19 protein-coding genes, 1 tRNA gene, 1 other RNA gene and 1 pseudogene are annotated in these 22,742 nt (G+C 44.1%); 7 read left to right on the forward strand and 15 right to left on the reverse strand.

Translation table 11 applies throughout. The features are described 5' to 3' along the window. Nucleotides 1-41 precede the first annotated feature (41 nt). The 9 genes from ACQKCP_RS06435 to ACQKCP_RS06475 all read right to left on the reverse strand — a co-directional run bounded on the left by ACQKCP_RS06435 (nucleotide 42) and on the right by ACQKCP_RS06475 (nucleotide 7,691). Nucleotides 42-1,814, reverse strand: a complete 1,773-nt coding sequence (locus tag ACQKCP_RS06435; RefSeq protein ID WP_427611720.1) for a polysaccharide biosynthesis/export family protein — start codon at nucleotides 1,812-1,814, stop codon at nucleotides 42-44. Between the two features lie 55 nt (nucleotides 1,815-1,869). Next, nucleotides 1,870-2,985, reverse strand: coding sequence for a capsule biosynthesis protein (locus ACQKCP_RS06440; RefSeq protein ID WP_427611721.1), 1,116 nt, complete (start codon nucleotides 2,983-2,985; stop codon nucleotides 1,870-1,872). Continuing rightward, nucleotides 2,954-3,625: an ABC transporter ATP-binding protein gene (locus ACQKCP_RS06445; protein WP_427611722.1), complete on the reverse strand. Its 672-nt coding sequence runs from the start codon at nucleotides 3,623-3,625 to the stop codon at nucleotides 2,954-2,956. Before ACQKCP_RS06445 ends, ACQKCP_RS06440 begins: the two co-directional genes overlap by 32 nt. 45 nt (nucleotides 3,626-3,670) lie before the next feature. Further along, the gene (locus ACQKCP_RS06450) at nucleotides 3,671-4,426 is read right to left on the reverse strand and encodes an ABC transporter permease (protein ID WP_427611723.1); all 756 of its coding nucleotides are present in this window, start codon (nucleotides 4,424-4,426) and stop codon (nucleotides 3,671-3,673) included. 283 nt (nucleotides 4,427-4,709) lie between these two features. Then, a tRNA-Met gene (locus ACQKCP_RS06455) sits at nucleotides 4,710-4,786 on the reverse strand. A gap of 121 nt (nucleotides 4,787-4,907) precedes the next feature. After that, nucleotides 4,908-5,274, reverse strand: an RNA gene (rnpB, locus tag ACQKCP_RS06460) — RNase P RNA component class A. 74 nt (nucleotides 5,275-5,348) lie between these two features. Then, entirely contained in the window at nucleotides 5,349-6,065 is a 717-nt protein-coding gene (gene bioD, locus ACQKCP_RS06465) for a dethiobiotin synthase (protein ID WP_427611724.1), read from the reverse strand. Beyond that, complete coding sequence (bioA, locus tag ACQKCP_RS06470) at nucleotides 6,062-7,387, reverse strand: adenosylmethionine--8-amino-7-oxononanoate transaminase (RefSeq protein ID WP_427611725.1); 1,326 nt, start codon at nucleotides 7,385-7,387, stop codon at nucleotides 6,062-6,064. Before bioA ends, bioD begins: the two co-directional genes overlap by 4 nt. A 55-nt stretch (nucleotides 7,388-7,442) precedes the next feature. Then, complete coding sequence (locus tag ACQKCP_RS06475) at nucleotides 7,443-7,691, reverse strand: YfhL family 4Fe-4S dicluster ferredoxin (RefSeq protein WP_058024492.1); 249 nt, start codon at nucleotides 7,689-7,691, stop codon at nucleotides 7,443-7,445. Between ACQKCP_RS06475 and ACQKCP_RS06480 the strand changes: the two are divergent. Next, nucleotides 7,692-7,742: pseudogene (locus ACQKCP_RS06480) on the forward strand (hypothetical protein); the annotation flags it as partial. It lies immediately after the preceding gene. A gap of 44 nt (nucleotides 7,743-7,786) precedes the next feature. Here ACQKCP_RS06480 and coaD read toward each other — a convergent pair. Continuing rightward, the gene (gene coaD, locus ACQKCP_RS06485; protein WP_427611726.1) at nucleotides 7,787-8,305 is read right to left on the reverse strand and encodes a pantetheine-phosphate adenylyltransferase; all 519 of its coding nucleotides are present in this window, start codon (nucleotides 8,303-8,305) and stop codon (nucleotides 7,787-7,789) included. Nucleotides 8,306-8,556: 251 nt separating this feature from the next. On the opposite strand from coaD, the gene smpB reads away from it, so the two are divergent. Then, nucleotides 8,557-9,033: an SsrA-binding protein SmpB gene (smpB, locus tag ACQKCP_RS06490; protein WP_057758370.1), complete on the forward strand. Its 477-nt coding sequence runs from the start codon at nucleotides 8,557-8,559 to the stop codon at nucleotides 9,031-9,033. A 140-nt stretch (nucleotides 9,034-9,173) separates the two neighbouring features. Here the strand turns inward: smpB and rarD are convergent, their stop codons facing one another. Then, entirely contained in the window at nucleotides 9,174-10,196 is a 1,023-nt protein-coding gene (gene rarD, locus ACQKCP_RS06495) for an EamA family transporter RarD (RefSeq protein WP_427611727.1), read from the reverse strand. Between the two features lie 242 nt (nucleotides 10,197-10,438). Between rarD and ACQKCP_RS06500 the strand changes: the two genes are divergently transcribed. Both ACQKCP_RS06500 and ACQKCP_RS06505 read left to right on the forward strand, forming a co-directional pair. Continuing rightward, nucleotides 10,439-10,906 carry an Lrp/AsnC family transcriptional regulator gene (locus ACQKCP_RS06500; protein ID WP_101204277.1) on the forward strand — a complete coding sequence of 156 codons (468 nt, stop codon included), beginning with the start codon at nucleotides 10,439-10,441 and terminating at the stop codon, nucleotides 10,904-10,906. 162 nt (nucleotides 10,907-11,068) lie between these two features. Continuing rightward, nucleotides 11,069-11,833: a hypothetical protein gene (locus ACQKCP_RS06505; protein WP_427611728.1), complete on the forward strand. Its 765-nt coding sequence runs from the start codon at nucleotides 11,069-11,071 to the stop codon at nucleotides 11,831-11,833. Between the two features lie 133 nt (nucleotides 11,834-11,966). Here the strand turns inward: ACQKCP_RS06505 and ACQKCP_RS06510 are convergent, their stop codons facing one another. After that, nucleotides 11,967-12,617, reverse strand: a complete 651-nt coding sequence (locus ACQKCP_RS06510; RefSeq protein WP_427611729.1) for a hypothetical protein — start codon at nucleotides 12,615-12,617, stop codon at nucleotides 11,967-11,969. Between the two features lie 10 nt (nucleotides 12,618-12,627). Next, nucleotides 12,628-13,911, reverse strand: coding sequence for an ammonium transporter (locus ACQKCP_RS06515; protein WP_427612028.1), 1,284 nt, complete (start codon nucleotides 13,909-13,911; stop codon nucleotides 12,628-12,630). A gap of 639 nt (nucleotides 13,912-14,550) precedes the next feature. On the opposite strand from ACQKCP_RS06515, the gene ACQKCP_RS06520 reads away from it, so the two are divergent. From ACQKCP_RS06520 to ACQKCP_RS06530, 3 genes are all read left to right on the forward strand, one after another. Beyond that, a complete protein-coding gene (locus ACQKCP_RS06520) occupies nucleotides 14,551-17,004 on the forward strand; it encodes a YgiQ family radical SAM protein (protein WP_427611730.1) in 2,454 nt (817 codons plus the stop codon). Nucleotides 17,005-17,333: 329 nt separating this feature from the next. Continuing rightward, a complete protein-coding gene (locus ACQKCP_RS06525; RefSeq protein WP_101204281.1) occupies nucleotides 17,334-17,744 on the forward strand; it encodes a hypothetical protein in 411 nt (136 codons plus the stop codon). 419 nt (nucleotides 17,745-18,163) lie between these two features. Next, nucleotides 18,164-18,727 carry a hypothetical protein gene (locus ACQKCP_RS06530; RefSeq protein ID WP_427611731.1) on the forward strand — a complete coding sequence of 188 codons (564 nt, stop codon included), beginning with the start codon at nucleotides 18,164-18,166 and terminating at the stop codon, nucleotides 18,725-18,727. Nucleotides 18,728-19,162: 435 nt separating this feature from the next. Here the strand turns inward: ACQKCP_RS06530 and ligA are convergent, their stop codons facing one another. Both ligA and ACQKCP_RS06540 read right to left on the reverse strand, forming a co-directional pair. Then, entirely contained in the window at nucleotides 19,163-21,163 is a 2,001-nt protein-coding gene (ligA, locus tag ACQKCP_RS06535; protein ID WP_427612029.1) for an NAD-dependent DNA ligase LigA, read from the reverse strand. A 376-nt stretch (nucleotides 21,164-21,539) separates the two neighbouring features. Further along, nucleotides 21,540-22,556 (reverse strand): cell division protein ZipA C-terminal FtsZ-binding domain-containing protein, encoded by a 1,017-nt coding sequence (locus tag ACQKCP_RS06540; RefSeq protein ID WP_427611732.1) that lies wholly within the window; start codon nucleotides 22,554-22,556, stop codon nucleotides 21,540-21,542. Nucleotides 22,557-22,742 lie beyond the last annotated feature (186 nt).

The raw sequence follows: 22,742 nt of genomic DNA on the forward strand, positions 1-22,742 counted from the left end.
ATCTATTCAACAGTCATCGTTAAGTTATGAATAGCTAACCGTTATAGGTCTAGAACTACCTTGGCAGCAATTGCTAACTGATAAACAATCTGTGATAGACCGCGCGCAATCTCCACACGCTTAGTTTTAACTTTCGGTAATACCATAATCTCGTCACCCTGCTGGATACGATACGCAGTATTGACCACTTGGCTCGCCCCATTTTGATGAATAATTAAGATATCTTTTGTATCAGCGTTATCAGAGAAACCACCAGAGTTAGCCACATAATCGCCAACGGTATAGTCAGGATTAAAGGTAAGTGCGCCTTGTGCTCGTACTTGACCGTTGACTGTAATGACTGACGTTTGTGCTGGTATCTCAATGATGTCGCCTTGTTGCAGAATGATATCCTGCCACGAATTTGGCACAACGACAATTTGACCGTCAGTCTGAACATTACGCGCTTTGGCAACGAACTGTTTAACCAATGCTGCATCATCTTGACGCAATGCGGCTTCTTCACGAGTCGTCGACTGAGTGGCAAGCGTTAGCTCTTCTAGACGGTCGAGCGACTCGTTAATCATGCGTTTTTGTTGCTCAGCAACAGATTCACGATAGATGGTTAAATGCGTCAATTTAGCCAGTGGGCTTGGCTGTAATTGTGGCACGATATCTTTTAGACGCGCGCCATATGGTACAACCATCGCGCCATTACCAGTATGTGCACCTTTTACCTGCACAGCGATGGTGCCTGCGTAACGATCTGACGTTACTACCATTTGATCGCCATTATAAACAGGAACGTTTTGGGCTTCACTTAATGAGTAGTACTCCGCCGTTTGTGCACGTCCTGCACTGCGAGTAATGCTGACATTAGTAGCATTAGCTGCTGGACTAGACACTTGCAACACATCACCAATAGTCAGATCATTCACATCAAATTCAAAGGTATATTCGTTTTGAACTTGACCGCTTACCACAAATGTCTTTTTCTGTGGTGCCACAGTGATGACATCACCATCACGGAATGAAAATGCCTGTAATTTACCTGCTAGCAAAAAGTCATATAAATTGACTTGCTGTAGCATTTGACCGTTACGTTTGATTTGAATATCGATATAACTACCGCGCGTTGGGTCAACGCCGCCTGCTCTATCTAAATAAGACAATACCGAGTCTGCTGCTAGACCACCGTAATAGCCTGGCTGCTTAACAAAACCTGTGACGAATACTTTAACTGGCTGCGCCTGCTCTAATGAAGCATAAACCCCTACATTCGAGCGATAGATACGACTGACAGCATTTTTAACCACGTTTTGTAAGCTACCATTTTGTACACCAGAGACGCGGACTGGTCCAACGTTCGGCAAGAAAATATTACCTTGTGGATCGACGGTCATGGTAGCAGCATACTGGTAAGCGCCCCACATTCTTACTTGGACGTTATCGCCAGGGTTAATCACATAACTGTCATTAAAGGTCGAACCTGAAGTCGTCGAAAATGCCCCACGGAACAATTGCTCACCGAACATCATATCTTGAGTTTTAATATCTTGATAAGGACGCGTGGTATTGATAACAGATTGGCTTGGTAAGCTTGCTGCGTTAACCGCTTCTTGGGTCGTTGCTTGCCCTGGAACTGCCCCAGCAAACGCTTGGGTAGACACGTTAATATTGCTCTGATTCTGAGATTGACTCATGTTATTGTTGCTTGTGCCAAAGCCCGAACTTGATATTTGATCTGCATAACTGCTTGCAGCTGTTGCAGACATACTAGTCGCCGCCATTGCCAAGCTTGTCGCTATCACGATAGAACGTGTTTTCATATTCATGAGTTATATTCCTTTCCTGATCTATCGATCATTACTGATATCTGGTTTTTCAAGATTAGCTGCGGTGATCACGGACAACTGCCATCACCAAACGCACAAAGCCATATAGCATTAAGAGCAATGCAAGCGATGTCCAAATGAGATACGCTTGGCGCGGATATGTTGCATCTTCAGCTTCATAGGGCGTTGAGATCACAATCAAGTTTTTCATTTTCTTGAACGCTTCTAGTCTTGATTTCTCAAGCGATGACAACGATAGTTTATACAACTCGGTAGCAAAATCTACATCTGCCTTGATAGTCTCAAACTGTACCGCTTGACGGTTCAACTTGGTTGTATTTGGTGATGTCAATTTAGTTTGTTCTTGTGTAATTTGCTCTTCAACAGCCTTTATCTGGCTTCTTAGTGAAACCACTTGCGGCGCATCCGGATTTAGATAACTAAGTAACTGACGCTCTTCGGTACGCAATGAGCTTAATTGCGCTTGCAGACTGCCAATTAACTGATTGACGATTTGCGCATTGGCTTGTGGGTCATAGATTTCGTTTTCATTCTGATAGTTTAGTAGCTGCTCTTTGGCATCATTTAAACGCTCTTCTGATTCGTCTAACTGAGTTTCTGCAAACGCCAATTGATCACGAGCCACTTCTTGTGAAATGCGGTTCACAAAACGCTCAGACTCTCCTAAGATAGCTTTATTCAACTCAAAAGCATACTTTGAGTCAAAGCCTTCTGTTGATACCGAAAGCACATAGCTCTGCTCATCAAGATCAATGTGCACTCGTTTCTTGAAGTATTCGAGCAAATCTTCCTGGGTTGCATCAGGATCGATTTCATAAATAGGATCAGAACCATCAACATAGTAAGCTTCACGGAACTTAAACTTACTATCGAGTCGCTTCACCATATCATTCGACAAAATATACTCTGTCAAATAAGTCGCGTCTTCTTTACTGGTACTATTTACGCCCAATAGAGCTGATAGTCCACCACCAGCTGGTACGCTCGAATCACTGACTTGCTTCACTACCACGTCAGCAGTCGAAACGAAACGCGGATGCGCCAGTGTCATTACATAGTATATAACGAGCAACCAAGGAAGGATGACCAAGCCAATAAACAGCGAGAAGTTAATTATCTTACTTTTTTGCTTTGTGGATATGCTTTTCATAAACCTCAATCGCTTCTGTTGTATCGTCAAACACGTGTGCTGTTTGATCCATTAGTACAATACCAATATCGCAGTTTCGTTTGATATCACCAATATTGTGCGACACTATTAAAAACCCTGCTTGTGCGCGGCGGGTCGCTAAAATCTCTTCACTACGCTTACGGAATGCTGCATCACCAACGGCACCTGCTTCATCGAGCATATAGTAATCAAAATCAAAGGCCAAGCTAAGTCCAAATGTTAAGCGAGCTTTCATTCCTGATGAGTAGCTTTTTACCGGCATATCAAAATAACTGCCAATATCAGCAAACTCTTCGACAAAACGAATTTTTTCATCAATATAAGGCCCGCTTGAATATAAGCGGCAAACAAATCGGACGTTTTGACGGCCTGTTAGACTACCTTGGAAACCACCTGCCACCCCAACTGGCCACGAGATGGTCGAGTCGGTAATAATCTCTCCATGATCCGGTTCATCAAGTCCACAGATAATACGTAGTAATGTTGACTTACCAGCACCATTACGACCGAGCAAGCCCACACTTTGTTTATCACCAATAGTCAGATTTAGATCTTTGAACAAGTAATGACGGCCTTTCTTTGTCATAAATGACTTAGAAATATTCTTTATCTCAATCATTTACTCACCTTTCTTATTACTAGCATTATAATTATTGATACTAACTCATCGAGAACGAATCATGTCACGTTCAGCATACTTATAGAGTAAAAGTCCCAAAAAGTTCACAACGAACATCCATTCTAAAAAATACCAAATATCAATATGATATGCTGGGTAATTAGGGGCAAAAGCGTGTCTAATTAACTCGATGTTATGAATGAAAGGGTTATAGAGTAAATAACTAAAATATGGTTCAGGTACTATATGAATCGGGTAAATGATACCGGATGTGAAATACAGTATGGTAAACAATATAGTAATTACTTTACTGATTTCTCCACCATAATATCCAACAACCATCATAATCAGAGCAACACCAAAGCTAAATATAAATAGCGTTATCCAGCAAAATAATACAATATGCAGGTTTTCTAAATTGGCATATATATCAAAAAAAGCCAATCCTAAAAGTAGTAGTATCGATGTAAAGAAATAAATCACCAGTTCTAGAAATGAGCGTGCGATAATCACATCAATGTGTTTAATCGATCGGTACATCAATAAGCCTTTGTTAGCTTCGACGGCTCCTAGAGCTCTCGTTGCTATCTTTTGAAACATTCTAAAAGGTACCATTCCAGCAACTAGGAATAAGGAAAAATCCATACCTGGAACTAGACGCTCTCTAATAGCACCGAATATGACTAAGAAAATTAGAACCTGAAAGAGGACTTCAAGTGGTGCCCAAAGGTAACCCAAACGGTAACCACCAAAACGGGTCTGTAATTCACGCATCAGTAAGGCATGAAATGCTGCACCCATGACTCTAAGGCCACTGCGATGCTTGATAGGACGATAAGGAGGTAGTTGGACAGACATGGCGTTACAGGACTTTACCGAAAACAGCCCCTATGATAAGTAAGCGCGACATAAGTTACAAGAATTAATCTGTACTTAAACAGATAAACCCATGATTTAGTAAGAAATCTGTAAGTAATTGTTATTAAAGATGCTATGTATCAACTACTTCTAGTTTATAAAACCATTTGTTTTGGGCAAAAAAAAACCAATCTCAATAGATTGGTTTTTTTTGTACTGCTATATATGGTGGCGATGAAGAGACTTGAACTCTTGACCTCACGATTATGAGTCATGCGCTCTAACCAGCTGAGCTACATCGCCGTTTTAGGCTGCACATTATGCCCAAGCTATTGACTGCCGTCAACCCCTAAAAAGCATTTTTTGCAAAAAAACGAATTTAATTCAGATTAATTGCAACTAGTACTACATCAAACAATAAAAAAGGTTTGGTAAACCGATAAGCCGGGTTCTGTCGTGGACGATCATTCCTCTAGGCGTATCATCGCTAATACGCTCAAGCAACCTACCCGCATCGAACGCGGGCCGCGCCATGCCGATGCCTATTTGGTCTTGCTACGCGTGGAGTTTACCATGCCGTGAACTGTTACCAGCCACGCGGTGCGCTCTTACCGCACCCTTTCACCCTTACCGATAATACCCTAAGATACCAAAGGCGGTCTACTCTCTGCTGCACTGGTCGTCAAGTTACCCTGCCCAGCCGTTAGCTGGCACGCTGCCCTATGTAGCCCGGACTTTCCTCCCCTGCTCATCTGTTGCCAGTGTGCAGCGGCGATCGCCTAGTCTACCAAGCGCGCTAGTATAGCAAACTTATGACTGCCTGCGAATGTCTTTTGGATTTATTTTTGTGGACAATACAAATGGGCTAAACAAAATTTTCTGGCAGTGTTTCAATATTACCGACCAGATTATCTTTTAAATACGGAATCTGTAGCCAATGCGCTTTGGGATAATTATTGTTCAAGTATTTTCGTATAAACTCAATAGTGCTATTTGCGATCTCAGTATCCGTTTGTTCAGCATCATCATGAATATGATTATAAATTATGCTATGTACCATTAATCCGCGCAATTTTATGGCTTCTAAACTCAGTAAAGTGTGATTGATGCTGCCCAATCGACCAGAGGTGACCAAAATAACTGGATAGCCTTGCTCGGCAATATAATCTAATATCAGTAGATTCTCTGTAATCGGCACAAGTAAGCCACCTGCACCTTCTAGTAGTACCAGCTCATACTCAGATTGCAAACGCTTGGTAGCGTTAGTAATCATATCAGGATCAAGTGTCTCTCCTGATAACTTAGTAGCCAGATGAGGAGACGCAGGCTTCTTATAACGATGAGCACAAGTCGTAAAATTGAGGTCACATGGCTGTAGAGGTATGTCCATTAATTGACGATGAGTAATAATATCATCAGCGATATTCATTTCACCATTATCTGGATTTATCGATACGCCCGTCTGTACTAGCTTTTGAGTGATGACGCTCACACCTTGCTGCATAAGCGCTTTGGCAAGCAGTCCAGTAGCATAGGTTTTACCGATATCGGTATCGATACCAGAAACAAATAAAACACTCATGGTTGACCTCGGTTTTCTAAATACGTACGTACTACTTTTAGCAGTGATTGGCATAAGGTAGTCAATTCATCATCAGTAATCACATAGGGTGGCATGATATATACTAGCTTCCCAAATGGTCTGACCCAGATACCGTTATCAATTAATAAAGATTGAAATACAGGCATATCAACCGCTTCGTCCAGCTCAATCACAGCGACTGCACCCAAGCAGCGTACTTCAGCAACGCCTTCTGATAACGCGGCTGGTTCTAGCTGCTGTTCCATAATATTCTGCATGTTTGCGGTACGCGCTTCAATATCATAAGACATAATCAAATCAATCGATGCACAAGCAACTGCACAAGCCAGTGGATTGCCCATAAAAGTTGGGCCATGCATAAGGGCTGGATAGTCACTATTATGAATGGTATCGGCAACTTTTCGGGTACATAGCGTTGCAGCAAAAGTCATATAACCACCTGTCAACGCCTTACCAATGGTCATGATATCAGGGCTAATAGCCGCATGTTCACACGCAAATAATTTACCACTACGCCCAAACCCAGTAGCGATTTCATCTGCAATCAATAGTACATCATGCTCATCGCACAGTTGACGCAGCAATTGCAGATATTCAGGACTATAAAAACGCATCCCGCCTGCGCCCTGAATAATCGGCTCAATGATAAACCCTGCCAGCTGCTCACCATACTCGACAAAAAACTGAGCTAATGATTCACGCTCATCTACTGTCAAGGCGCGATCAAAGCCAAGTTGTGGTGCAGGGACAAAATGCTGCATCGGTAATTGCTTGCCATATAGACTGTGCATTCCATTGACAGGATCACAGACACTCATGGCATGCCATGTGTCTCCATAATACCCTGAATGGGTAGAGGCAAACTGCTGCTTATTTGGACGCTTGGCAGCCACTTGATATTGCAGCGCCATTTTCAGTGCTACTTCTACCGCAATACTGCCACTGTCCGCATAAAAAATTGCATCAAGTCCAGTAGGGACAATGTCGAGCAGTTTTTTACCCAAATCTATCGCTGGCTGATGGGTTAACCCACCAAACATGACATGCGCCATTTTACCCAATTGCTTAGTTAGTGCTTCATTCAGTTTTGGATGGTTATAACCATGAACGCTCGCCCACCATGACGACATACCATCGATCAGGCGCGTGCCATCTTCGGTGATGATATAAATACCTTCAGCTCGATCGATTACGATATTAGAATAAGTGGGTGGCAGGCTAGCATATGGATGCCAAAGGTGTTGCTGATCGAACTCACTGGCTACTTGCATAGATTTGGTTGTCATTGTTTTTGTAGTCATCGTATTGTCCCTAAAACGTTGTAAACTCAAACGTCATCAATCGCTTATCAATGTTTTATTGACCCGTAATACGCTTGTATTTGGCTAATAAATCATTTTCTGTCTCGACATGATTGGGGTCATGAGGGATACAGTCGACTGGACAAATCACCACACATTGCGGCTCGTCGAAATGTCCGACACATTCTGTGCATAGATCTGGATCAATGACATAAATATCATCGCCTTCTGAGATGGCCTCATTTGGGCAGGCAGGCTCGCACACGTCACAGTTGATACATTCATCAGTGATTAATAGCGCCATAAACTGCTCCTTATATTTTTGCTCGTATTAGCCCTATCTGGCTGCGCTTGACTGTTTTAGCAAGTGCTAGCAGAGTATTTTTGATGCAGCATCTTTTAGTTACTATTTAATTTCTTGTCAAAAGCTTGCAAGACACAGGGTGGGACAAATTTACTAACGTCACCACCAAGCTTAGCAATTTCGCGAATCATGGTAGATGATATAAAGGAGTAGTTTTGAGATGGGGTCAGAAACACCGCCTCAAAGTTTTCATCAAGCTCACGATTCATATTGGCTAGCTGAAACTCGTACTCAAAATCTGACATTGCACGCAAGCCACGCAAAACTGCCGTAGCATTTTTTTCACGCATAAAGTCAACAAGCAGCCCTTCAAAACCAATGACAGATACTTGCGGTAAATCTGCAAATACGGTTTCGACCAAAGCCACACGCTCTTCAAAATTGAACAAGGGTTTTTTATGATGGCCTGAGGCAACCGCGATAACGACCTCATCAAATAGCTTGACGGCGCGTGTGACCAAATCTACATGACCATTGGTAATAGGATCAAAGGTACCAGGGTATAGGATTTTGGTATGTAGCTTTGAGGAATTGGGAGAAATAGAGTGGCTCATAGCATGACTGATATAATCGGTGATATTAGGCCATATGCTAGCAAATTTTGCTCAAACTTAATACTTATCTGCTACATTTGTCCTAACAGCTGATTTACCTTTTCACTAGAGGCTTTGATACAATAGGCAGTTCGACTCATCCATCTCATAATCGAAATAAAAAACAAGACTAGTTATTGGATTAGGATGAGGAATTAGTGGGACTGATGAAATAAGGAACCTGTGTTTTAGGTCATCCTTATGGAGAAATTATGTCAAAAAAATCAAAAAAGCCAGATAATCAGATTTGCGCTAATAAAAAGGCGCGTCATGAGTATTTTATCGAAGAAACCTTTGAGGCAGGACTGGCATTACAAGGCTGGGAAGTAAAAGCCATTCGCGCAGGAAAAATGACCATTACCGAAGCGTACGTCATATTCCGCAACAACGAAGCTTTCTTGTTTGGTGCGCACATTCAGCCATTGCTATCGAGCTCAACGCACGTTAGTCCAGACAGTATTCGTACCCGTAAACTGCTGCTGAACCGTCGTGAGATCGAAAAACTATCTGGGGCAATCAACCAGAAAGGTTATGCTTGCGTACCGCTATCTTGCTACTGGAAAAACTCACTGGTGAAATGCCAAATTGGCCTAGCCTTGGGTAAAAAGCAACATGATAAGCGTAAAACACTAAAAGATCGTGACTGGGAACGTGATAAGCAGCGCGGTTTCAAACAGCATTTAGATTAAGCATTTTTTAATCTATATAAGAAAGGACGACTCAAGATTTACTGAGCCGTCCTTTTTTGTTGTCTACGATATCTATAAATATTATCGCCCAGCTTTAGCTACCAATAATAACTCATACAAGCATTTAGCAATCCATTCTATTATGCAATTTGCTCTTCTAAAGACAATGCTGTCTTTCTACTAGGCTGACGTAATTGCCTAATACCATGGGCAATCAAACACCCAATACCTAACCAAATCAGACCATAGCTATAGATCATCGCTGACTCAAATGGGTTGCCTAGTATGGTCACTGCCAAAATAAATAGCAACGCTGGCTCTAGATAGCTCATCATGCCATAGACGTTAACTGGTAGCATTTGACTGGCATCAATATTGCTCTTCATCGCCAAGACACTGAGCACACCTAAACCTATTAGCATCATGATAAAGAAACCAGAGCCGCTAACCAATGCCAAACTGCTTGGGGCAAAGAAGAACAAGTAAGCCAGCGCAAAGGGCGCAAATATCGTTAAATCAACCAATAATCCAGTTACGGCTCCGACTCCCTGCAGTCGGCGTAAAATGTAATAAACAGGATACGTACCGCATACCCATAGCGTCGCCCAAGAGACACTTTGCGTACGGATAATTTCGCTACCCACGCCCAATGCAGCAAAGGCCACTGCCAACCATTGCAAACGGCTTAGTTTTTCGCCAAAGAGGACACAACCAAACACTACCATCATTAACGGGAATAAGAAGTATCCCATCGCGGTTTGCACACCTTGCCCATTCACTGGCGCCCACATAAATAACCAAAACTGGCTAAGGAATATTGGCGTAGGTAATAGCAGCCAAGCCCACTGCTTAGCGCCTTTTATCACTTTCAATTTATCGATGTGCAATCCCAGACGTCCACTTACCATCAGGTATCCGACCAACGCTGCCCACATCGCGAGCATGCGCCAGATAAAAACTTGCGTCCCTGATAATGGCGACAAAAAACTGCTATAGGCATAGAGTACGCCAAATAGCACATTGGACAATATGGCAAAAGACACCCCTAATATCAGAGTGCGTTGTTGTGCGCTACCTGTCGTCCAAATCGCAGGTAGTGGCAAACGTGCAGCAGTCGTTGCTAGCGTATTAGCGAATACATTGGAGAGCATTGAGATAGACATGATAAGCACCGTAGCTATTAATAGATGATAAAAAACCAATTGTTAGTTCTTTTTTTAAAGCAGCTCTGATTGGTATGGTCTATTTTACTAGGGTGCTTTGATATATTATCTCTATATAGATGTACTTATGAATAAATATATCAAATAGGTATCCTATAAATCATTATTTTCTTATATTAGGGTTTTTAGTGATAATATTTATAAAAATCGATAAAGAACTCTGCTGTTAAGGATGACCTGATATGAGCCATACTTTAGATAACATTGATAAAGCTATTTTGAACTTGCTGCAAGATGATGCGACATTACCGCTTAAAACTGTCGCAGAACGAGTGCATGTATCTATTGCAACGGCGCAGCGGCGTATACAAGCATTGATAGATAGTGACGTGATTACCAAACAAGTAGCCATCGTCAATCCTGACAAAGTGGGCTATGGTCTGACAGCAGTAGTAATGATAGAAATGGAGCGCTCTAACACTTCAATGCAACATCGGTTTGAGCGCCTGATGGACGCGCAATCACGTATCATGAGCTGTTATGAAGTATCGGGCGATTTTGATTTTATGCTGATGGTCAATGCAAAAAACATGAGCGATTATCATCAGTTCACCCGCAGCTTACTGACTTACGAAAATAATGTGCGCAATTTCAAAAGCCAGTTTGTGATGAACTTTACTAAGAGTGGAACCAAAATCACGCTAGATTAATTATAATTAGTTAGTCACCGCTACACTTACCTATCATATGACAATGGATGATAAGTAGCTAAGTTAGCTCTAAACCCTGTACGATATCGTTAAACGTTCGATGGAAATTAAATTCCAATAGCTAATTTCGTAAGCCCATTTATTAGACAAGGAAGCCTAATCATGACTGACCATACAAACGCTGCTAATAAGAATATGAAAGCGTCACTAAACCCGTTAAACCCAAAACCATTAATTTCGAAAAAGGTAATAGCAGGTGCTCTGTTTGCTACGGTACTAGCCAGCTCAGGCTGTGCGACCAGCTCGCTATTAGACAATAGCGGGCATGTCACTATGAACACGACGAAGCAAATATTGTCTGAAGATCAAATTGTTGCTTTTGGTCGCCCTGCGCAGGCGTTACCAAAAATGCCAAACGCGTCGATGGTTATCGTAGGAGAGAAGAACAGCTACGTCCTCACCCAAGGTGGGACAGAAATGGTGAACTTACTGAGTAACCTCACGCAAAAAAATCTTCAAGTGGATAACGACATGAGCTTTCATGTACCCAATAATGATGGGTACTTCCAAGGTGAGATGAAACTGTCTTATGCTAAATTAAAAGATGAGTTTGGGCGCTCAGACTACCAGTTCTTTTTGCAAAATAACGGTAAAGAGTGCACCTCAGCGAGCGATCAACGTATCAATGCTCAGCGCTTTTGTTTTAACGTTCCTGTCAAAGGCGCTATCTATCCACAAGTTAGTAATTTGGGTTTGATTCAGTCAAACTATCGCGCACTGACCAAACCCTATACGGTGAGCTTCTATACACAGACTCAGCAAGATGTTGTCACTCGTAGCGGTCCAAATGGCGCACAAAAACTGGTACTGCTACCCTTTGCCCTCGCCTTTGACGTAATTACTTTCCCGCTTCAGTTATTAGATTAGATAGTTAACTATTAGACCGCTCATCGTCTAGTATCAAGGCACACCATGAAAGCTACGTTATAAAAGCCCCTTTATATAAGGCACGTTATCAAAAGGTATTCCGTTCTCAATCGTAACGTGCCTGCTTAATACTTTAGAATAACTTTTCAACCAGTGTTTTCGGGTAGTTTTGTTTTGCCTTCTCTGCCGCTCGAAACATCATCTCATCTGCTTCGACAGGGCCTGCAACATCGCATAAGCATACATAAGCCAGCTGCATCAAATTATTTAACAGGTGCTCATTATCAGGTACAGAAGGACGATTGCCTTCTAAAAACTGACTGATGTTAAGGCTATGCCCTTTGAAGGTGCGTTCTTGCGAAACAGTTTGGTGCATAGTCAAGAATAGGTTGCGACTTTCTGTTTCTGATAGCTGGCTACGCAGCGCTTCTATGACAGTATAAAACGCCAAAACCAGCTCAGAGACAGGGACTGGCGCTTTGACTGTTTCATTGTGGCTATTGTGACTATTATAACCATTGTGATTATCGGCCTCGACTGTTTGCTGACTATCCGCTTGCAACGTAGCCCAAAAGCCTTTCCTAATATCAGACTTATAAGCTTGCAGCTCAGGATAGCGCCTTGTCGCATCCAAGACGCACTGTTGCATCATTTTTACAGAGACCGTCGAGTAACGCTGCCACTGTGATTTAAGCAGTCGCACCTCTTCAGGATGTAGATAATCAGCAAGCACCTCTGCCATCGCAGTCACAGCTTGGTCTACGGATTGAGTATCAATATTCATCAGCTCTCTCCTATAAATGCCGCTCGGTTAAACTCTTGGAATCAAACATTTGCTTCTGGAACTCAGGGTAACCAAGCTCTGCATGCTCGGTATAATCAAGACCTCGCTGCTCATGTAAGCGGCTTGCTTTTAACCCAAAGCTTAGATCAATCAGCTTATACATCACTAGCCCCAATCCCAGTCCCCAGCCTAACGCCACGCCGACACCCAACGCTTGTACGCCAAGCCGTGATAAGTTAAATAAATCTCCTGTATAAAACAATCCTGCGGCGAGCGTACCCCATGCCCCGCCAAAGCCATGTACTGCCACTGCCGATACTACATCGTCTACTTTGAATTTTAGTAGCGCTTGCGACGATAGGATATACACCACTGAAGCGACCGCACCGATAATAATGGCAAATACAGGCGTTGTGGTCGCACAACCTGCAGTAATCGATACCAGACCAATCAAACTGGCATTGACACTATCGCTCAGCAAAATGGCTTTGTTGAGCGATCGGGAGATCAGCATGTAGCTCACCACCGCACTGACTGCAGCGACAAAAGTATTGACTGCGATTAGACCAATATTGCCGGTGATAGACAATGTCGATCCAGCATTGAACCCGAACCAGCCAAACCATAGGATAAATCCGCCCAACGCTAGCAACGTCATGTTATGCCCTGCGATGAGTCTTGGCGTACCATCAGGGGCAAAGCGGCCTAGCCTTGGACCGATAACCAAGATACCTGCTAGCGCCAACCAACCCCCGATAGAATGCACGACAGTAGACCCAGCAAAATCAATAAAGCCAAGCTCAGCTAGCCAACCTGTACCGCCAAAGTAACCACCCCACACCCAACTGGCAAACACAGGATAGATAAACAAACAAATCAAACATGCCGCCACTGCATAGCCGATAAAGGAAACGCGCTCTGCCATCGCACCGCTTGCAATCGTCACCGCTGTCGCTGCAAACATCATCTGAAAGAACATCAACGCCCAGTCCATATTGGACAACGCGACTGGCATAAAATGATCCGTACCGACAAAGCCTGAATTATTAGTACCCATCATCAGCCCAAAGCCAACCAAGTAGAACGCCAGACCACCGATACACATATCGGTATAGTTTTTCATCATCACGTTTACCGCATTTTTCGCACGTACTGAACCGCTCTCAAGTAGAGCAAAACCTGCCTGCATAAAGAACACCAATACCCCGCCCCAGATAATCCAAGCGATGTTTTGATATTCGAGTAGCTGTGCCACGGTCAATGTGTCAGTCTCAGCAGCTTGGGCGCTACCCATCGTTGCAAACGATACTGTACTTAGCACCAGCCTATTACTTAGCGATGATTTTAATAGTTTTGATAATGTCTTTATCGTGTCCAGTCCAACAGATGATGTTTTCATTTTATCTCCAAACACTTATCTAGCCGTTCAAATTTTATCGGTGCACTATTTTTACTCATTAATACACACAAATAAGCCCTAATAAGGGTGGAGCAAAACCTGTGCCAAAACCTATTATTAGAAATTAAAGAAACTTATAAATATAAGAAAACAAATGACCAGTATCAACCAAGTCGCTATTTTGACTATTACGTTTGCGAGAATGTGGCTATAAGTCGAAATAGTATAGACAGTGATTGTTAAAAGGAAATTCTATAGAGTTGATAATGGCCTTTATAAAATTAGTGATGAAACTAATAACGTAACAGTTATAGCTAAGCTATTTTTACTATTATCTTGCTATGCTAGCAGCTTACTTTGCATGAGCAGTTTATCTCACGCTATCAATAACTTATCGGCAATCGCCCCTCATAGAATAGGTCGCATAGTGAAGGCGATTCATGTTAAAATGAGCGCTTTTAAATTCGCCTTTATTATCATTGGGTAATAAGGGCTGTATTTTTAGTGCCATTTTTCTAATTAACAGGTCCGCCCATGTCTGCCGATACCATCGCCCGCACTGCCTTTAAACAAGGCACCAAGCCACTTTATGATTATGACAAACACTGGGCGAGCTGCTACGAGCCGGCGCCTTATCTACCGATGAGCCGCAAAGAGATGGACGATCTGGGCTGGGATGCTTGTGACGTCATCATCATTTCAGGTGATGCCTATGTCGATCATCCGAGCTTTGGTATGGCCATCATCGGTCGTCTATTAGAGTCGCAAGGTTTCCGTGTTGGCATCATCGCTCAGCCAGATTGGAAGAGCAAAGACGCCTTTATGGAACTTGGCAAACCTGTCTATGCGTATGGCGTGACCGCGGGCAACATGGACAGCATGATCAACCGCTATACTGCCGATCGCAAAATCCGTAGCGATGATGCTTACTCTCCAGGCAATGTGGCAAACAAACGCCCTGACCGCGCGGCTATCGTCTATAGCCAACGCTGTCGTGAAGCATATCCTGATGTGCCTATTATTTTAGGCGGTATCGAAGGCAGTCTACGCCGTATCGCTCATTACGATTATTGGTCAGACAAAGTCCGCCGTAGTATCTTGCTAGATGCGCGTGCTGATGTCTTACTATATGGTAATGCTGAGCGTGCGATCGTCGATGTAGTACATGGTCTGTCTAAAGGCTATAGCTTTGAGCAGATGAGCAAATTGCGCGGTACGGCTTACTTATTGACCCCGACTCGTCGTCACTGGCAAGAAGATATGACTGAGGTTGCGAGTAACGATGTCGATACTGTCGGCCGTGTCGATCCAATCATCAACCCTTATGTAATGACCGAAGACGTTGATAGCTGTTCAATTGAGCAGAACAAACCATCGGACTCGCCTGTTGGCCAAGCCATGCCTTCATCTATGTCATCGCAATATCAGGGTTTTGTCGCAGAACCAGTTGCCAATAAAGTCATCAACGCTGAACAAGTCGATGAAGAGACGCAAGTGGTGCAAATGCGCGGCTTTGATAAGCCAATGACCGCACGTAAGCATAAGCTAAAAATGCCACCACGTGAAAAAACCGTCATTCGTCTGCCTGACTATGAGCATGTCAAATCGGACCCTGTGCTTTATGCTCATGCAAGTCGTATCCTGCATTTAGAGACCAATCCAGGTAATGCCCGTGCGCTCGTACAGCGTCATAGCAGCGGTGCTGGTAACTCGCATACCTCTATCGACGTTTGGCTCAATCCGCCACCAGTGCCACTCTCGACAGAAGAGATGGATTATGTGTTTGACTTGCCGTATGCACGCCTGCCGCATCCAAGCTATGGCGATGCGCGTATCCCTGCTTATGACATGATTAAGTTTTCGGTCAATATCATGCGCGGCTGTTTTGGTGGTTGTACTTTCTGCTCGATCACTGAGCACGAAGGCCGCATTATCCAGAGCCGTTCAGAAGACTCAATCTTGCGTGAAGTAGAAGCGATTCGTGATACCGCACCGAACTTTACTGGCGTGATATCTGATCTTGGTGGCCCAACGGCAAACATGTATCGCCTCAGCTGTAAAGACGAAACGATTGAAAAGAACTGCCGTAAGCCATCTTGTGTCTATCCTGATGTCTGTGAAAACCTGATTACCGATCACAGTAACTTGACCAAGCTATATCGCAAAGCGCGTGATATCAAAGGCGTGAAAAAAATCCTGATTGCTTCAGGCTTACGTTATGACTTGGCAGTGAAAGATCCTGAATACGTTAAAGAATTGGTCAGTCATCACGTCGGTGGTTACCTCAAGATTGCGCCTGAGCACTCTGAAGAAGGCGTGCTATCGAAGATGATGAAACCTGGCATGGGCAGCTATGATCAATTCAAAGCCATGTTTGAGCAATTCAGCCAAGAAGCTGGCAAAGAGCAATATCTGATTCCTTACTTCATCGCCGCCCATCCGGGTACCAAAGATGAAGACATGATGAATCTTGCGCTTTGGCTCAAAAGTAATGGCTACCGTGCTGACCAAGTACAGGCGTTTTATCCAAGCCCAATGGCGACCGCGACTACCATGTATCACACGCACAAAGATCCGCTACATAAGGTCAGCCGTGATGAAGGTGACATGGATATCGTCAAGTCTGGCAAGCAGCGCAAATTGCATAAAGCGTTCTTGCGCTATCATGATCCAAAAAACTGGGTACTACTACGTAAAGCCCTGCAAGACATGGGTCGTAGCGACTTGATTGGTAAAAATCGTGGTTGCTTGATTCCACCATTTAACGCCAGTTTAGAAGGGCGTGATGCCGCGCAAGATACTTATCAGTCAGCGCGCAAAAAGAATAGCCGTGTTGGCAATGATTCAGTGAAGCGCAGTAATGGCTCGTCAAACAACAGTGCGTCAGCTAAAGGCGCAGCAGGCAAAGGCATGGCGGGTAAGAAGAAAGTCAGCAAAGGCAATTTCCAAACGCAGCATACTGGTCTGCCACCACGCAAAACCAAGTAGTGTTCATAGCAAGTAATGTTCATAGTATAAAAATACATGCTCAATCTAAAGCGTGTTAAGTAAAACAAAAAAGCGTCAATCAGCCACTCGTTGATAGACGCTTTTTTATGCACCAAGTTTATAGACGCGCACTTCATAGCTAACACGGCTTGCTTCTCGCTATGTCTCAGATTACAAGTTACATTAGACAGCGGTTGGGTAACGAAGCTAACAGGTAACGAACAATTCCTAACATTGAAATGGTTCGTTTTCGCTACTATAACCCTCATATGCTAAACGCATCATTAAGAACAAGTAAATGACATCAGAGAAAAGCTTTGGAGAGCACTATGAAAATGATAACTAAAATTGCGACTACCCTACCAGTCCTTGCCCTATTGAGCGCTTGTGCGACCACCGCACCAACTACCCCAGATGCAACTGATACGCCAGTTCCAGAAAAAGTAACCGCCGCCTATGATCGTATGGCACCAGCACCATACACCTGCACCGATGACAGCAAAATCATGGCAAAGCAATCTATCAATAAAGAACAAGTGATGCTCAACGTCACCTTGCCAAAAGTAAAATGGGCCGAGCAGCCAATCATTCTAAACGGTAAAGTGAAAGGCGAAGTTGCAAGCTATGTAAATGATTCAAACCCAGAAGTCGTCTATGCATGGCACATGAAAGGTGACAAAGGCATCTTTGCGATGAAGTGGGCTGACGGTAAAGAATATCAAGTAAACTGCCAAATCTAATCAGCTAGAGATACGCTCATATCGTAATAGACAAAGAGCAGTCATTAAATAGTGGCTGCTTTTTTATGCGTGTTCGTTTGATGTTTTTATAGAAATGGCTATAAAAAACAGTTCCAAGTAGAGGGGTGTATAGTCAGTTCAATATAATTTCGATGCAAGGAAACCGAGTGCAAGTTATACATTAGTACGCTTAGCAAGGATGAAGATGTAGAGGATTTATATAGACTTGACTATATAGTTGATTCAATTTAAAAGTAGTATAAGGCAGCCGAGTGCAGATATAACTGTGATACTTCAAGCGAGCTTAACGCTGTCATTCTTTTATAGAGGATTAAGCTATATCGAAATTTGCCATCTAATGTATTTCGCTAGAGAAGCATAAAGAAAGCTGTCAAAATAGCAGGTAGAGCAAATCAATCATGACCAACAATCAAAAGGGTAACTCGATGGCAAAGCGTCTGATAAGTATGATGGTAATTGCAACGGCAAGCATGTGGGCGCTGACAGGCTGCGATAACGCTACCGATTCTGTCGATGCCACTGAGCAAACTGCGGAGGCAGCAGCAGATCCATCCGCACCAGCAGCCGACACCATCGACTGGTCACTGGTAGACAGTGGTACAAAGCCTGCTGACCCTACCAACTATAAGTACCCGTTTGCGATCGATAGTCAAAACGTCCGAGACTATGCAGATTATTTCAAAGTGGACGCTGCGACCGCTCAGCATAATCTGACGGTGAGCATGGCAAGTAACGAAGCGCTATCGAAAGCATTAGATCAACTCAGCGAAACCTATGTCTCACACGAGCTAACCGATGGCAATGAGATGACGCTTATCATTCATACCACGCCCGATGTCTCTGCCAGTCGCTATGATTATGTGCTGTCTGATGACTTTGCTAAAGGGCTGGTGCTACCTATCGTGATTCAGCCAGATGGTAAGAAAGGTGAAGTGAAGGCGCATGGTGAGATGGCGGAGTAATTTCATTTGTAGAGTGCGCTGGGCACACCCTACTCAAAAATGTGCAAAATGCTTACTCTGGCGCGAATGAATAAAGTAACCGTAACTCTCTACTAAAGCAAAAGACGAAAACTGTACGCGAGGGACGAGCGCCGAGTAAACCATTAAAGAAAGACGGCTCATGACCCGCATATTTGCCCACTATTAAAGTAAGCGATGCTGAAGCCATGCTTTTAAATCTTTATCTTTTGCTCTTACGCTAGGGACGAGCGAGTTATTAAAGTATGACCTAACCAGAAAATCCCCTTTAAGGGATTTTCACTTGCGAACCTGAGGAGGCATAAGCAAAACACTGTTTTGCCTGACGCAAGACAAGAGCTATTGCTCGCAGTTAGCAGTTAGCAGTTAGCAGTTAGCAGTTAGCAGTTAGCAGTTAGCAGTTAGCAGTGCAATTTTTTAACGGCTCTCATCCCCAACCATCGCCAAAAACTCTTCCTCACCTACCACTTTAACGCCGAGTTTTTCTGCTTTGGTCAGTTTAGAGCCAGCCTTATCCCCTGCCAATAGCGCAGTGGTTTTTGCCGAGATGCTACCTGATACTTTTGCACCCAGCGCTTGTAGTTTGGCTTTGGCTTCATCACGCGCCATGCTATCGAGCGCACCTGTGATGACCCACGTTTGCCCATCGAGTGGCAGCCCTTCTGATGCGACCTGCGCGACCTTATCCCAATAGACGCCAGCTTCAAGCAATGAATTAATCACTTCGATATTGTGCGGCGCACGGAAGAACTTATAGGTCAGCTCGGCAGTGATTTCGCCGACATCTGGCGTTTTTATCAGGGTCTCAATACTGGCCGCCATGAGACTATCTAAATCACCAAACTGCTGAGCAAAGTTCTGTGCCGTGCCTTCACCAACACCGCGAATACCTAGCGCATAAATAAAGCGAGCCAATGTTGTATGTTTGCTAGCTTCGATAGCGTTGATGATATTTTGTACCGATTTTTCACCCAGTTTTTCAAAGGTGACCATCTCATCCGCATGATTGTGCAACTGATAGATATCAGCGACGGTTTTGACCAGACCATGCTCAAAGAAGCTAATCAGCCAACTCGCACCAAGTCCATCGATATCCATCGCACGACGCGAGACAAAGTGTATTAGCGCCTCCGTCTGCTGCGCTGGGCAAAACAATCCGCCCGTACAGCGCGCCAATGCTTCATCTTCAGGCAGCACCACAGGAGAGTCACAAACAGGGCAAGTAGAGGGTAGTGTGACAGGCTCGCTGTCAGCTGAGCGCTGATCGTGCCAAACACGAGTGACTTTAGGGATAACATCGCCTGCCCGATGGACGCTGACCGTATCGCCTGCGCGCACATCTAAACGCTGAATCTCGCCAAAATTATGCAATGTAACGTTGCTGACGGTGACGCCGCCAACTTTGACAGGTTCGAGCTTACCGACTGGTGTGATTTGACCCGTACGGCCGACTTGCCACTCGATATCGTTGAGACGTGTCATCACAGTTTCGGCAGGGAATTTATAAGCAGTTGCCCAGCGTGGCTCGCGTGATAGGTAGCCAAGTTGCTGCTGTAACGCAAGGCTATTGACCTTAATCACCATGCCATCGATTTCAAACGGCAGATCGCTACGCCCTTCTATTACTGACTCATAATACGTCTGCGCGGCGCGTGGATTTGCCACCACTTCTACTGCGCTGACGGTAAATCCAAGCTCGGTAAGCCATGCCAATGCCCCTGACTGCGTGTCGATAGTATCTGGTAAACCTTGATTGACCGAATAGCCGTAAAATGCCAGTGGACGACTGGCTGCTATCGCTGGATCTAGCTGACGTAAGCTACCAGCAGCGGCATTGCGCGGATTAGCAAAAGTTTTGCCTTCGTTCTCTTCTGCCAATCGATTAAGACGCTCAAATCCTGCCTTTGGCATCAACACTTCACCACGCACTTCTAGCAACTCAATATCAGCAGCATCAGCTATCCATAGTGGCAAGTTACGAATGGTCTTAGCATTTTGAGTAATATCCTCGCCTGTCTGCCCATCACCGCGCGTAACCGCTTGGACAAATTTTCCGTGCTCATACTTCAGTGAGACAGCCAGCCCATCAAGCTTTAGCTCCATCTCGTATTCAGGGTTTTGCTGCGAGTCGCTGAGACGATCATTGACGCGGCGCATAAAATCGCGCAAATCATCATATTCAAAGACATTGCCTAGCGACAGCATCGGAATATCATGCGTGACTTGGGTAAAGGCCGATAACGGCATATCGCCGACTTGATTGATTGGACTGTCTGGCTGCACCAAATCTGGATATTCTTCTTCAATCTCAAGCAACGAGCGACGCAATTGGTCGTACTCGCTGTCTTCTAAAATCGGATTATCGAGCACATAATAGGCATAGTTATGCGTCTTAATCGCTTCAATAAGCGCACGCATTTTTGAGACAATCTCTGCACTATTATTGGTACTACTGTCAGTCGAACTAGGTACATTAGATGTCGCAGGTGCTTGGCTTTCTACTTGAGCAGATAGGTTTTTAGAATTATTTGATGAGGTAGAGTCAGTCATAGTCGGCGTCTTTTTTGCAATTCAAGATGTCGATATGATAACAAGTTTGTAGGAAGCTCGGTATAGTCAATCCTATATAAATCAAATACCATGTCAGGCTTGCTCAGTCTACTATCTATGGTTAGTACTTTGCGGAAACTATAGCCCAATAAAAAAGGCAAATAACGTTAATCGCTATTTGCCCTTGTTATGATTTCTAATATTAATCAGCTTTTAACTTTTGTAGCTTTTAGCCTTTAAACTGCTAACCCTCATAATCACGGACTTGGTTGCGTAGCTGCTGCTTGTATTCAGGCGTGATTGGTTCATTCTCTTCATCAAGCATAATGGCGTCAAGATCGCTTGCCATCATGTAAGCAATGCTCATCATGCTATCAAAGCTGCGCACGGCTTGTGGATGCGGCAATGATAAGAACACGACGACACCGTTATAGGTATTGGTCGCGACACTATGCGGATCAAATGGCGCGATACCACTATCAGTGATGCCCATCATGCTAAACCACAACATACCAGTGCCGTCTTTCTGCTCATAGCGATGGAACATATTCATCGCACCATAGCGTAGACCGTATTTATCAATCAACGCTAGCAGGTCACGACCACGGATAATCGCCGCTGGACGATCGCGATATTGGTGCGGCAAGATGGTGATGTTGATATTGTCTTTGGCATTAATCAATGGGCCGTTTTGCGCATCATCACCTGACTCTGATAGATGCTGATCCAGTATCGGGCTATTGTCATCGAAGCTTGGCTCTTCTGCCGTATCGATGGTTGGCATCAGACTATCGGTCGCTGACATTAGGCTAGAGAATGCATCAGGCTCTTGCTCGATATGCATCTGATCGGCGACTTCTACAAACTCCGCACTATCGGCACGGCGCTGCTCTTCTTGCCAGCGCGCGTAGTCTGCTTCATCGATGACGTCATGGTCGTCAGTTGCTACATGGTCACGCTCAGCCGTTAGTTGAGCACCAACATTGGTATGCGATTGCGTCAATGGCTCTTCTTCAACCACAGCATCTAAGTAACTACGGTCAGGACCGATGCTCGTCTCGCCTGCGACTGTATCATCAAGATCTGGCTGATCGACGATGTTGCGCTCGTGACGCGGTATGATCGGAATACCATTTTTATCATAATTGACCGCAGCAGCTTCGGTAGCACCGCGGCGCTTAAAGCTACGAATGACCATAAACAGCCCTGCGAGCACGATAAACGCGGCAATGGCAATCAATATAAACTGAATAACGGTCATGATAAATACATCCTAGTATATATAACAAAAGAGAATACACAAACGAGCATAAATGGCAATATTCTAGCATGGCTGACCTATATCGTCACCACATTGTGTACTTTATAACCAGTATGCTGGACTGACGTCAAGCTTATTTGCATTTATGCCAACTGATTGATTATATTTGCATCGCGCTGATTCTCA

The sequence above is a fragment of the Psychrobacter sp. NPDC078631 genome, from assembly GCF_050268165.1.
Classification (GTDB): Bacteria; Pseudomonadota; Gammaproteobacteria; order Pseudomonadales; family Moraxellaceae; genus Psychrobacter.

What these genes read in the sequence shown, in the direction of transcription:
- ACQKCP_RS06440 (WP_427611721.1), bottom strand. Translation starts at nt 2,985, where the DNA reads ATGAAAAGCATATCCACAAAGCAAAAAAGTAAGATAATTAACTTCTCG.
- ACQKCP_RS06510 (WP_427611729.1), bottom strand. Translation starts at nt 12,617, where the DNA reads ATGAATATTGATACTCAATCCGTAGACCAAGCTGTGACTGCGATGGCA.
- smpB (WP_057758370.1), top strand. Translation starts at nt 8,557, where the DNA reads ATGTCAAAAAAATCAAAAAAGCCAGATAATCAGATTTGCGCTAATAAA.
- bioD (WP_427611724.1), bottom strand. Translation starts at nt 6,065, where the DNA reads ATGAGTGTTTTATTTGTTTCTGGTATCGATACCGATATCGGTAAAACC.
- coaD (WP_427611726.1), bottom strand. Translation starts at nt 8,305, where the DNA reads ATGAGCCACTCTATTTCTCCCAATTCCTCAAAGCTACATACCAAAATC.
- bioA (WP_427611725.1), bottom strand. Translation starts at nt 7,387, where the DNA reads ATGACTACAAAAACAATGACAACCAAATCTATGCAAGTAGCCAGTGAG.
- ACQKCP_RS06520 (WP_427611730.1), top strand. Translation starts at nt 14,551, where the DNA reads ATGTCTGCCGATACCATCGCCCGCACTGCCTTTAAACAAGGCACCAAG.
- ACQKCP_RS06450 (WP_427611723.1), bottom strand. Translation starts at nt 4,426, where the DNA reads ATGGGTGCAGCATTTCATGCCTTACTGATGCGTGAATTACAGACCCGT.
- ACQKCP_RS06515 (WP_427612028.1), bottom strand. Translation starts at nt 13,911, where the DNA reads ATGGGTAGCGCCCAAGCTGCTGAGACTGACACATTGACCGTGGCACAG.
- ACQKCP_RS06505 (WP_427611728.1), top strand. Translation starts at nt 11,069, where the DNA reads ATGACTGACCATACAAACGCTGCTAATAAGAATATGAAAGCGTCACTA.
- ACQKCP_RS06500 (WP_101204277.1), top strand. Translation starts at nt 10,439, where the DNA reads ATGAGCCATACTTTAGATAACATTGATAAAGCTATTTTGAACTTGCTG.
- ACQKCP_RS06435 (WP_427611720.1), bottom strand. Translation starts at nt 1,814, where the DNA reads ATGAATATGAAAACACGTTCTATCGTGATAGCGACAAGCTTGGCAATG.
- ACQKCP_RS06475 (WP_058024492.1), bottom strand. Translation starts at nt 7,691, where the DNA reads ATGGCGCTATTAATCACTGATGAATGTATCAACTGTGACGTGTGCGAG.
- ACQKCP_RS06540 (WP_427611732.1), bottom strand. Translation starts at nt 22,556, where the DNA reads ATGACCGTTATTCAGTTTATATTGATTGCCATTGCCGCGTTTATCGTG.
- ACQKCP_RS06530 (WP_427611731.1), top strand. Translation starts at nt 18,164, where the DNA reads ATGACCAACAATCAAAAGGGTAACTCGATGGCAAAGCGTCTGATAAGT.
- ACQKCP_RS06445 (WP_427611722.1), bottom strand. Translation starts at nt 3,625, where the DNA reads ATGATTGAGATAAAGAATATTTCTAAGTCATTTATGACAAAGAAAGGC.
- ligA (WP_427612029.1), bottom strand. Translation starts at nt 21,163, where the DNA reads ATGCGTGCGCTTATTGAAGCGATTAAGACGCATAACTATGCCTATTAT.
- ACQKCP_RS06525 (WP_101204281.1), top strand. Translation starts at nt 17,334, where the DNA reads ATGAAAATGATAACTAAAATTGCGACTACCCTACCAGTCCTTGCCCTA.
- rarD (WP_427611727.1), bottom strand. Translation starts at nt 10,196, where the DNA reads ATGTCTATCTCAATGCTCTCCAATGTATTCGCTAATACGCTAGCAACG.